The organism is Dysgonomonas hofstadii (assembly GCF_014196915.1).
In the GTDB taxonomy this organism is placed as follows: domain Bacteria; phylum Bacteroidota; class Bacteroidia; order Bacteroidales; family Dysgonomonadaceae; genus Dysgonomonas; species Dysgonomonas hofstadii.
In genome coordinates this window covers 26687-38610 of record NZ_JACIEP010000012.1, presented here as the reverse complement: position 1 = coordinate 38610, position 11924 = coordinate 26687, and the positions used below count along the sequence as shown (strand labels likewise).

9 protein-coding genes are annotated in these 11924 nt (G+C 41.0%); 3 read left to right on the top strand and 6 right to left on the bottom strand.

The genetic code is table 11. The features are described 5' to 3' along the window. Positions 1-10: 10 nt before the first annotated feature. Positions 11-1516, top strand: a complete 1506-nt coding sequence (locus tag GGR21_RS15310) for a fimbrillin family protein (RefSeq protein ID WP_183308106.1) — start codon at positions 11-13, stop codon at positions 1514-1516. A 272-nt stretch (positions 1517-1788) separates the two neighbouring features. Here the strand turns inward: GGR21_RS15310 and GGR21_RS15305 are convergent, their stop codons facing one another. Further along, complete coding sequence (locus tag GGR21_RS15305) at positions 1789-3387, bottom strand: ATP-binding cassette domain-containing protein (RefSeq protein ID WP_183308105.1); 1599 nt, start codon at positions 3385-3387, stop codon at positions 1789-1791. Further along, positions 3380-5026 (bottom strand): ATP-binding cassette domain-containing protein, encoded by a 1647-nt coding sequence (locus GGR21_RS15300; protein ID WP_183308104.1) that lies wholly within the window; start codon positions 5024-5026, stop codon positions 3380-3382. The genes GGR21_RS15305 and GGR21_RS15300 overlap by 8 nt, the downstream gene beginning before the upstream one ends. Before the next feature lie 320 nt (positions 5027-5346). Here GGR21_RS15300 and GGR21_RS15295 point away from each other — a divergent pair, with 320 nt between their 5' ends. Next, the gene (locus GGR21_RS15295; RefSeq protein ID WP_183308103.1) at positions 5347-6510 is read left to right on the top strand and encodes an ABC transporter ATP-binding protein; all 1164 of its coding nucleotides are present in this window, start codon (positions 5347-5349) and stop codon (positions 6508-6510) included. 14 nt (positions 6511-6524) lie between these two features. Further along, positions 6525-8126 (top strand): hypothetical protein, encoded by a 1602-nt coding sequence (locus tag GGR21_RS15290; RefSeq protein ID WP_183308102.1) that lies wholly within the window; start codon positions 6525-6527, stop codon positions 8124-8126. A 116-nt stretch (positions 8127-8242) separates the two neighbouring features. Here GGR21_RS15290 and GGR21_RS15285 read toward each other — a convergent pair whose 3' ends face one another. From GGR21_RS15285 to atpF, 4 genes are all read right to left on the bottom strand, one after another. Next, the gene (locus GGR21_RS15285) at positions 8243-9139 is read right to left on the bottom strand and encodes a F0F1 ATP synthase subunit gamma (RefSeq protein ID WP_183308101.1); all 897 of its coding nucleotides are present in this window, start codon (positions 9137-9139) and stop codon (positions 8243-8245) included. A gap of 7 nt (positions 9140-9146) precedes the next feature. Then, positions 9147-10733, bottom strand: a complete 1587-nt coding sequence (atpA, locus tag GGR21_RS15280; RefSeq protein WP_183308100.1) for a F0F1 ATP synthase subunit alpha — start codon at positions 10731-10733, stop codon at positions 9147-9149. Positions 10734-10800: 67 nt separating this feature from the next. After that, entirely contained in the window at positions 10801-11358 is a 558-nt protein-coding gene (locus GGR21_RS15275; RefSeq protein WP_183308099.1) for a F0F1 ATP synthase subunit delta, read from the bottom strand. A gap of 5 nt (positions 11359-11363) precedes the next feature. Continuing rightward, a complete protein-coding gene (gene atpF / locus GGR21_RS15270) occupies positions 11364-11864 on the bottom strand; it encodes a F0F1 ATP synthase subunit B (protein WP_183308098.1) in 501 nt (166 codons plus the stop codon). Positions 11865-11924: the final 60 nt, after the last annotated feature.

Below are 11924 nucleotides of genomic sequence, written 5' to 3'. Positions count from 1 at the left end.
CTATACTATTATGAAATCAATCAAATATATATACACAGTCCTACTCATTTTGCTTCTCTCATGTAGCAATGATGAAGGGTATTTAGATAACGGGAACGAAGGAAAGTCTGAAACTCCGGCTTCGGCTGTTAAGTTCAACTTAGGTTTCCAAGCATCGACTAAAGTGGCAACTGATGAAGCATTTCAAAGCATATTTGAAAATGGAGATGAAGTAGGTCTTTTTGTAGTGAAAGAAGGGGAAATACTTCAAGCCACAGGAAATTATGAGGATAACCGGAAATTAGTCTATAATGGCACAAACTGGCAATTGGAAGGGGATGATATTTTTTATCCTACCGATGGTACTAATCTTAGCGTCTATGCCTATTACCCTTACCAGGATGGAACGAATCCTACTGATCTTGCCTTTGAGGCAGGAACAGATCAAAATAATGCCGCCGGATACAGTGCAAGTGATTTTCTGTTGGCTAAAGCAGAAAACCAGACAGAAGCCAATATTAACTTGCCATTCTCGCACACGATGGCTTTGATACATGTAGAAGTGGTAAGGGGAAAAAATCTAGCCAGCATAACTTCTGCACTGGAAATGAACTTACATAGCTGTATGACCTCATTTATATCTGATTGGAGCACCCTGAAGGCAACAGTTAAAACCGGAACAGTGAATGATATAAAAATGCTTCGTGTAGAAAACTCGTTGAATGCTCATATATACAGGGCATTAGTACCCGCACAAACAATCGTTTCCGGAACTAAATTATTCTCTTTCGTTCAAACAACCAATGGTAGCGAAATCGACAATATATATACCACTGCTGCCGAAACAGAGTTGGTGGCAGGAAAGGTCACCAAATGGAAAATAACCCTGAATGGAGAAGAACTACCCGAGCACAACTATCAGGTAGGCGATGTTTATCCATTCACAGGGACGCCGATAGGTATTGTATTTGAAATTTCAAACGAAGGAAAGAATGGAAAAATAGTTTCATTGAAGGAGAATCAGCAACGCTGGGGTGCCAATAAAGACGAATCGGCAGACGGAGTACCTACTATAAGAGATGTGAACGATGGAAAAACAGCCAGCCAGAATTTGGTGGAAAAACGCAGAAGTGGAAGCAATTTTGCTACTGATTATGCCGTCTTTAGTTGGTTATTGAACACGATGAATGAAAGCAATGTGTACGGAGAGTGGTATATGCCGGCTAAAAACGAGTTACGGTCTCTTGTCGCAGGAATGAGCGGATTGACATATTCACAGATAGTAAATACCTGGACAGATGGCAATTCGATGCCCGACTTCACGGCTCAAGCATGTGTAGACGCACGTACAGCCTTCAATACCAAGATAAAAAATGCAGGAGGTACTGAAATGAATATAACAAACGGCCAGTATTGGGCCAGTACAGAAGCCGATGCAACTTTTGCCTGGTCGGTACATCTCGAAACAGGAAAGATACACGCAACTAAGCGAAAAGATGATGCATGGGGAAGGTTACGGCCTATAATGCAGTTTTGATTCTTTACTATAAAAAAGGGGCTGTCTCAAAAGTAATTTCTGGTTTCTTTTTGTCATATTGAACGCAGTGAAATATCTCTTTTCGGGAGAGTTTAGATCCTTCGTTGCACTCAGGATAACAGAGAGAGTAACACTTTAACAGTGCAAAATCACTTTTGGGACAGCTTCTTTTTCTGAATTTATTTTTAACTGTAGAAATTGAATTATTAGAGACGCAAAAGTTATTTTCAATTACAGTGGTCTATTTATTTTTCTTCCGATAGGGATCAAAATTAAATCCTTACGACTTTATCTACCACATCTTCAAATTCGTTCAGGTGAGTAGCCATCAGAAGAGTAATATCAGGGTACTGGCGTTTGATATTTCGAAAAATGGCAATTGCATTTTCAGAACTTATACCCGCCGTAGGTTCATCCACGACTAACAATTGAGGTATTTTGAGTAGTGCTTGTGCCAGTAATAACTTTTTCCGTTGTCCACCGCTCAGTGTTTCACCGTTTTCGCCTAGCCAGCTTGCCAGACCATCGGGGAGTGATGAACGCCAGCTTGATAAATCAACTGTTTCCAGCACCTGTTCAATCGCTTCATCCGAATAACCTTCAAAATTTTCACGCAGTGTTCCGGTAAGCAGGTAAGCCTTTTGGGTGACATAAATACATTCCGGCACAGGCAAATGTGACAATTCTGAATTTCCATTCCATATCAAAGAACCGTTACGCCGGTATTCAGGATAGAAAAGGCTATTCAATAGAGTAGTCTTCCCTTTTCCGGTTTCGCCAAAGAGTGCGACCCATTCTCCTCTTTTTACATCTAATGACACTTCGCCGGTATACACAGGTGTATCAGGAATTTTTGCACTTATATTCTTTAGGTTTAAATTCTCCAGACTGGAATGCACCTGTACCAATTCATCCGGTTGCTCTCCGTTTTCGATTATCGAATCAATATCCCTGATCTGATGCGCTACAGAACTTTTTTCCGATTTTCCCGAAAAAAGCATCTCTGATAACTCAGCCTGCGCCATGATCCCGAAGAAAATCCCGATTGCCGTAGGTGTATCAATATCATAATTTCCTGAATTCCAAAGTAAAAATGTAGCGATATAACTAAATCCCAGCCCGGCAATCAGTTGTAGCCAGAATGAATTGGTTTGCAATTTATTCTCCAATTGTTCGAGCCGCACCAATCTTTGTTCATATTGCCCGATGGCTTTCTCTTCCAGATTGTATTTCGATATTTCTATCCGGCCTCTGAAACTTTGAATAAGTTCCTGATTGTTCTCTTCGCGATGCATCTTCAGTTCTTCATATAGTTTTCTGTTTTTTCTAAAAAACAATTGGGGAATAATAAATAGAAGAATGGCAGATGAAATCAAAAATTCTACAGCTATAGCCTGTGAAAACACAAGAAGAAAGAGGAAATAAATGCCGAGTGAAAGAATCAGGGCAGTAAACGGCAAAAGCCACAAAAGAATATGGTTCAATATCTGGTCGATCCCATACGTACTGTTTTCAAGCAATGCCGAATTATTATTAGCCTGCTTTTTGAAATAAGGAAATTTAGCGACCGATTGAAATATTTTCAACTGTAGACTTCGCTGGGCATCGAGTGTGGTTTTATGGTTTTCCAACCGCTCGAAATACCGGGTTGCCGTACGTGCCAGTGCCAATAACCGGATAATAGCAGACGGAATTAAATACGAAAATAAAGTGTTAGCCGCAACAAATACCACACTACACATTGCCAAAAACCATCCCGAAATAGCGGGGAGGGCAATAAATGCTACCGTCCATAGTAGCAACAAAAAAAGGCCCAGTAACCACCTGCCCCGTAAAGGCTGTAATATATGTTTTACAATAAATTTATTCATGATTCATCTGTTCCCCCCAATTTAAGTTCACAATTGTATCAGCAACAGTATCAAACATTTTCTCATGTGAGGCTACGATCACCAAACGATCTTCGGCCAATCTCATAATTTGCGGAAGAATAATTCCGACTGTACCGGAATCCAGATTCGCCGTGGGCTCATCTAAAATCGCTACCGGCTTCGGATGTAACATCATTCGTGCAAGTGTAACCAATTGTTTTTCGCCTCCTGAGAGCTGTTTGCCGCTATGACTCAATACGGTTTGCCAACCATTTTCCTTCTTAGCGAGAATTTTATCCAGGAACACGGGATACTGATCGTATGTATCCATATCTTTTTCGAGAAAAACATTGTATCGTAGCGTTCCGTCGAAGATGAAAGGAAACTGGTTCATATATGATGAGTTTGCTTTCAGCCATTGATACGACCAGCCATTGTCTTTTCCGTTTACCGAAACCATACCATCTTGCACAAGCAAACTTCCTGTACAGATTTTCAGTAAGGTAGATTTCCCCGACCCTGATATACCTTTCACCAGCACCAGCCCTTTAACAGGCAGTTTCAGATTGATATCGTTTAATACTTTTATCGGCGACCCGGGATAAGTAAAGTTAAGACCAGTAATTTCAAAAGTATCAAGGACTTCGTCTGTATCGGCCAAAGGGGCATCTACATCGTCACTTAGTATTGGCATTAACAATTTTGCCGAGGCTAAAGCCCTGTTCCTGTCATGATAAGCGCTCACAAACTTCCGTAAATAAAAGAAAAAATAAGGCGAAAGGGTGAGTAAGAACAATGCAGTACGAAAATCGTAACCTTTTCCATAGTTAGGTCCTGTCATAATACCGAGAAGACTCATCCCCAGATAAATAGCAATAGCGGCAATACAAATGGTAACAAAGAGCTCCAGCACTGCTGATGACAGAATGGCAACCCGCATCACATTAGTCGTTGCTTTGTTCAGTGCTTTACTTTTTTCCGACAGAAAGCGGTACTGCGGTTTGAAATTGTCTAAATTAACGATTTCGGCAATAGTATGAAGACGATTGTAAAATACCGCCGAATATTTCAGGAAAAGATTGATATGTTTTTTATGAAGTGCTTCTGCTCCTATCCCGATAATGATCATCTGCATAGGGATGACCAACAATGAAACCAGCAATACGGTACCAACCCATTTTTCAATCCAGAAGCTAATCACCAACAACAATGAGCTGACTATAACCGATGCCATGGAATATGGAATAAAAAATGCGAAATATGGTTTCAAATCGTCACTTATGCGGGTAACGAGCAAACTACCCGATATAGAGTCGAATTGACTATTGCTTAGCAATCTCGGATAAAGCTTTTTTTTGATTCTGGAAGCAATGATATTTCCCGCACTATAATTGAACAATGATGCAAAATGAGCAAAAACATATCTGCCTGTAAGAAATATTGATGCATATAACAATGCATCGGGCAAGATCAGCCCGTCGCCGAGCCATGAGGCGGCAAATGCTGACAAGTACCAGCAAAATACGACAAAACATCCTGCACTTAAGATAGTTAATACCGAAGCTGAAATATACGCACCTTTTACTTCAGCTACCATTTTATTCAACCATCGGGAAGCACTTTCCTGACTTGAACTCATTGATTGTCTATGATTTTAATTTCCATTATGTGAAAACGAGTGGATAATAAATGAATTGAGTGGTTTTTTTTTACTGCTAACAAAGATAGTTATTTATATAAAATAATTATTGATCTAAAGCATGGATGTTGTGTTTCACAACAGATTCTCAGCCCAACTTAAAAACAAAGATTGCTTCTACTACCCTACCGGCTACTATCTCTGATTATTTTTTAGAATATAAATAAACTTCCTAAATTTCGATCCTTATTATAATAACCTTATGGAAAAAAGGATATATTTGTCTCTAGTTACAAAATAAAACCAATAACACAATATTGATGGCATCATTCCAAACACAATTCGATGAAGTCAGAAAACTCATTGACTATGAAGATTTCACGTTACTCACCAAAAGAATTATTGATTTTACCCTGGATACTGGAAACCTGGAATTCTACAAAAGGACAGTAGATTTCCTCGATTGGCTGGACGCAGGGCAAAAAAATACCGAAGAAGCGAAAGAGCGATATATCGCCATACTGGATGGATTGTATAAAGAGTTATCTACCAAAAGCGAAGTTTATGACTCTGCGTCTCCGGTTCTGTCAGTTTTCAATTTAATAAAGTCGTATAAAAAATCATCCTTTGCGCTGGGACCGATCAGTTTTGATATCAGAGAAGGGGAAATTGTCGGGCTGGTAGGAGAAAACGGCAACGGGAAAACGACCTTATTGCGCTCTTTGTGTGGAGAATTACAGCCCACCAGTGGAGAAATAAAATACCTGTTTCCTTACAAAAATGGTTATGACCTGCGGTCTAAGCTTATATATATACCTCAGCGGACTTCATCGTGGCAGGGTTCACTCCTTTCGAACCTGCGTTTTACAGCCGCAACATACGGTATTACCGGAGATGAGAATATTTTGATCGTGGAACTTATCATCGCCCGGATGGGCTTGCGTAAATTCCGTGCATATGCCTGGAAAAGCCTGTCGTCAGGATACAAGATGAGGTTTGAACTGGCGCGCGCACTGCTTCGTAAGCCAAAATTGCTGTTAATAGACGAACCATTGGCAAATCTCGATATTCTGGCACAACAGGTCGTATTGGACGATTTCCGTGACATTGCCCGTTCGCCGTTCCGTCCGTTGGGTATAGTGCTCAGTTCACAACAGCTGTATGAAGTGGAAAAAGCATCTGATAATGTTATTTTCCTGAAAAACGGCGCGCCACGGAATCTTACTGCCGATACCGGTGTAACTTATCAGGAAATACCAAAACTGATAATAGAATTCGAATCGGAATGGAGCCAGGATCAGCTCAGGGAATCGTTAAATGCATTCGGACTGGAAAAACTTCAGATAAACGGAGGTACTTATGTTGCCAGCTTCCCTGATAATATAAGCCAGAATGACTTTTTACATAAAGTTCTGGAAGCAGGGATTCCGATTAATTACTTCCGCAATATTTCCAATTCAACACGCAGATTTTTCTTGTCCTAAAAACGATTAATGCTATGATAAAAAAGATTCAAAAATATTTACTATTGCATCTCCCTACTTTATGGAATATAAGGATCGTGCCAATGCTCCTCATCCTGGTAGCTGTAAATGCGATATTTTTCGGGATAGGTTATTTATCCACCGATACTGTTTTCAAAAATAATTCTTACTATTATTATTCCATCGGTAACGATCTGGGCTTGCTTTACTTTGTCAGTGTGCTTATCGGAATACTGATACTTGTCGGCTGGATGGTTTATTACAGCCGGAATAATGCGTTCAAGACATTCTATCCGCGTAAAACTTACCAGTTGTACCTGGAGTGGATTATGATATTTGTTATAACTATTGGTATATGTTTATTACCATACACACTTACAGAAGGGTATACCACCCGGTGGAAGTCGGTAGCCTCTTATCAGGATGCCGGTAAGGCAATGGATATACTTTACAAATCTGAAATGCTGATAGCCGCCGATAAGAGTGAATACAGATACAATAATTCGGAGTATAACAAACCTATTCCTATACCTTACAATATGCACCTGAGTGCCGATACGCTCGACCTGAATCTCTACGATACGGAATATAATTACAGGGATGGGGTTACACTGAAAGGATATATCGGGCCATCATTGCTCTTTTTTGGAAAAGATAATTACTATTACAAATATTACAAATCCCAACAACTGGATTATCTGGATAAGAAGGAATTGCAGAAAATCAAATGTCAGGAACAGATAAGAGATTGGTTGCAAACGGGGCAGAAAGACAGCATACTAGCTGTAATGAAAGAATTTGAAAAGTTACAGAAAAAGCATGGATTTAAAGTAAATATTGCACCGGAACAATGGCTAAAACGTATTTATAACCCTCCGTTTTTCCCTGTAAACAAAACGACAGCTATTAGTAGGTATGAAATTAGTGATTATAACACACCCCGCACCTCTCCTGTTTATGACGATATAATTGAAGCTCCGGCAGAAGAAGATGTTGCGGCGGTAAATACCTCTGATGATTATATATCACCCTATACGATTCCATTTCTGCAATACAACGAGTTGTATTCAGGCTATGACCAGGTACAAAGATATTATCAGTACAACAAGGATATGTCATATATACTGCTAATCTGCTTCTGCGTTGCGTTGGCGCTCTCTGTCTTCATCTATTCGTTCAGGGTTACCGGAGGAAAGCAATGGCTGATAGCATTTGTCTCTACAGGTATTCTTATTTTTGTTGTTATATTGATCGGGGTGGCCATGATGCAATCCGCCGGATACAAAAGTGAGGAGATTATCGTTGTGATCTTGCTCCTTTTCTGGGTAGCCTTGTTTGTGGGATTAATAGCCCGTATAATCAATAAGATTCTCGAAAAAAGCAATAAAGGCAGATCGAATGTCTATATGAATATTCTTATATGGCTTGTTCCCTGTCTTATACCATTAATATTCCTGATGGTGGTAATTCATTCGGAATATGTTGACGAAAGTTATTTCAATCCAAAAGAAGAAGATATCGTTTGTATGCTTTGGTTTAATATATTATTCACGGCCGTTTCCATGTGGTTTATATCCATGCTGGTTCGCCGATGGAAAAGTATTGCCGATGAATAAATAATATAAGATTTCAAAATTTCAGGTTGCAAAATTTCAAGATTAGCATTCGCCTATAGCTTTATAATCTTGAAATTTTGCAACCTGAAATTTTGAAATCCGGCGTGAGCCAATTCTTATCCTTGTAATGCCGAAGCACCTCCGATAATATCGAGCAATTCGTTAGTAACGGCCTGTTGACGTGATTTATTGTACTGTATCGTCAGATCCTGTACAAGCTCGTCCGCATTATCTGATGCTATCTGCATAGCCATTGTACGGGCGGCGTGTTCCGATGCGTTCGCATCCAGTAAAGCAGCATACAGGCGTGAATACAACACAGTAGGAATCAGGCTTTCCAGAATCTCTTCTTTCGAAGGTTCCAGAATATAATCGGTCTGAACTGTTTTTGAATCAGTTTCTGCTGTATTCGCACTGCCATGCTTTTGATCGAGATCGAAAGGCAGAAACGGAACAGTCAGTAGCTTTTGCACCCCGGTAGACACAAAGTGATGATAGATCAATATAACTTCATCTATTTCTCTGGCAATATATTTTGCAATAAGTTCTTTTGCCAGATCCTGCACTGCCTGATAAGATGGCTTGTCGGCCATTTCCCTGTAATCTCCCTGTGCTGTCAACGCTTGCTTTTTCAGGGCATCGGCAATTTTCTTCCCAACAGGGTATAAAAGGATATTTTCTTTTCCAAGCTCTGTTCTTTTAGCATAGGTTGCGTTAAATTCCTTTATAACATTGGAATTATATGCACCTGCCAATGAAGAATTGGAAGCAAAAGTAACTATTGCAATCCTCTTTGTCTCTCTTTTCTGGATAAAAGGGGACTCGTAGCTCGTATCTGAGGATAGAAGATTGGTAAGGATGGAGTCTAACTTCTGCTGATAAGGCAGGAAGTTACTGATCGCAGCCTGTGCTCTGTGCAATTTGGATGATGCGATCATCTTCATTGCCGATGTAATCTTCTTGGTGCTCTTTACCGAACCTATCCTGTTTTTTATTTCCTTAAGAGATGCCATAATTCAATCATTTTTTATATTGGGATGCAATATCAGCTGCGACAGATCTGATAATCTTTTCGATGTCTTCGTTGATGACACCTTTTTTCAATTGATCGAGAACCTCTGCCTGATGTTGCATTTCCAATGTTCTTAAAAACTCTGTTTCAAAGTCATGTACTTTTTCCACAGGGATCTGGCGAAGCAAACCGTTTGTTCCACAATATAAGATAGCGATCTGTCTTTCTACCGACATCGGATCGTATTGTGGCTGAACAAGCAGTTCGGTATTTTTCTTACCCTTGTCAATAGTCATAGCTGTCACCGGATCGAGATCTCCACCAAACTGGGTAAAGGCTTCGAGTTCACGGTATTGAGCCTGATCAATCTTCAGTGTCCCAGCCACTTTCTTCATGGCTTTCACCTGTGCCGAACCTCCTACACGGGATACTGATATACCCACGTCAATAGCCGGACGTTTACCAGCATTGAACAAGTTACCATCGAGGAATATCTGGCCGTCGGTAATAGAGATCACGTTAGTCGGGATATATGCCGATACGTCTCCGGCCTGCGTTTCAATGATAGGCAGGGCAGTCAAAGAACCACCGGCCTTCACTTTTCCTTTCAGGCTCTCAGGAAGGTCATTCATCTGCTCGGCAACCTCCTGCTGGCTAATGATCTTAGCTGCACGCTCCAATAAACGGGAGTGCAGGTAGAAGATATCACCAGGATAAGCTTCACGGCCCGGAGGACGACGAAGAATCAGGGAAACTTCACGATAGGCAACCGCCTGTTTTGACAGGTCATCATAAACAACCAGCGCATGGCGGCCTGTATCACGGAAGTACTCACCGATAGAAGCCCCGGCAAATGCCGCGAAATATTGAAGTGCCGCAGGTTCGGCCGCTGTGGCCGAAACCACAACAGTATAGTCCATAGCGCCTTTTTCTTTCAGTGTTTCTACAATGTTGGCTACCGTAGATGCTTTTTGCCCAATGGCTACATAGATACAATATACAGGATCTCCTGCATCGTAGTTTCCTTTCTGATTGATGATCGTATCTATTGCGATAGCCGTTTTTCCTGTCTGGCGGTCACCGATGATCAACTCACGTTGTCCCCTGCCAATCGGGATCATGGCGTCTACTGCTTTCAGTCCTGTTTGCAAAGGTTGTGTTACCGGCTGGCGGTAAACTACGCCCGGAGCTTTACGTTCCAATGGCATCTCGAGAAGTTCGCCTGTGATCGGTCCCATACCATCTATAGGCTGACCAAGAGGAGTGATAACACGGCCAAGCATTCCCTCTCCCACATTGATGGAAGCGATTCTCTTAGTACGTTTTACCGTAAATCCTTCTTTGATCTGATCGGACGGACCAAGCAATACGGCACCGACGTTATCTTCCTCGAGATTCATTACAACGGCCATCAGACCATTGTCAAACTCAAGAAGCTCGTTGGCTTCCGCATTTTTCAGTCCATATATGCGAACAACGCCGTCTCCTACTTCGAGAACCGTACCCACTTCGTCAAACTGAACCCGGCTACTGATATTCTCAAGCTGCATCTTCAACACATCGGAGACTTCACTTGCTTTTATATTTTCAGACATATTTTTTTTAATTATAAGTTATAAGTTATGAATTATGAGTAATACTCATTTTCATATAGCGCACAGGCTATTTCGAAACTTTACTGTTTTCTGCGATAAACTTCTGTTTAATCCGTTTAAGCTGAGTTTTCACACTGGCATCCAATCTGTAAGTATCGACATAGAGGATAAATCCTCCTTCGATACTTGGATCTACCACTGTTTCAAAATCAAGTGTGCCCGATTTTACCTTTTGTAACAGACCTTTCATTTTTTCGGTTACTGTATTGTCCACAGGGGTCGCCGTAACCAGCCGTCCCATATTCATATCTTTCGATTCACGATATAAATCGGTATAGGACAACGCTATGTTACGAAGAAATGCTTCCCTTCTGTTTTTCAATACCAGGTCTGTAAAACGGCTCAGTGCATCACTCATTTTTCCACCAATGGCAGCCTTGATCAGTTCCAGTTTGTCTCCTGCATTTAATGTAGGATTATCCATTGCCATACGCAATCCGGGTTCGGCGGCAAATGCCGAAGCCAGCTTCTTCATTTCCGAAAACACAGTGTCTTCGGCTTTCTGATCTGTTGAAAACCGCAACAGAGCTTTGGCATATCGCTTAGAGATCATCCCTTCATTCATAACAGTTAAGATTTAGAAACCATAGCCTCATCAACCAGGCGATCAATCATTGACATTTGTTCTTTAGGATCTTTCAGAGATTCGCGGAGGACTTTTTCGGCAACATCTACAGACAGTTCGGCAACCTGGCGACGAATGTCGCGTATTGCCTGTTCTTTTTCGGCCTGTATTTGTTTCCTTATTTCCTCCATCTCTTTAGCTCCTGCAACTTTAGCTTGCTCACGCGCTTCTGCTACAATGCGGTCGCGCGTATCGGCAGCTTCCTTCAAGATTTTCACCTGTTCTGTTTTGGCCGATGCCAGTATGGCATCGCTTTGTTCCTTAATGGAAGCCAGTTGCTCATTCGCTTTTTGCGCTGCGTCTAATGAATCCTGTATGTAGTTCTTACGTTCGTCCACCATTTTGGTAATCACAGGAAAACCAAATTTGGCAAGGATGAAGAAGACTATACCGAAGGACAGCAACATCCAAAAGAGAAGACCAGATTCAGGTAATAACAAACCCATATTTTTTATTTTTTAGTTTACTAGTTGTTAGTGTTCTAGTTTACTAGTTTTTTAAAATCT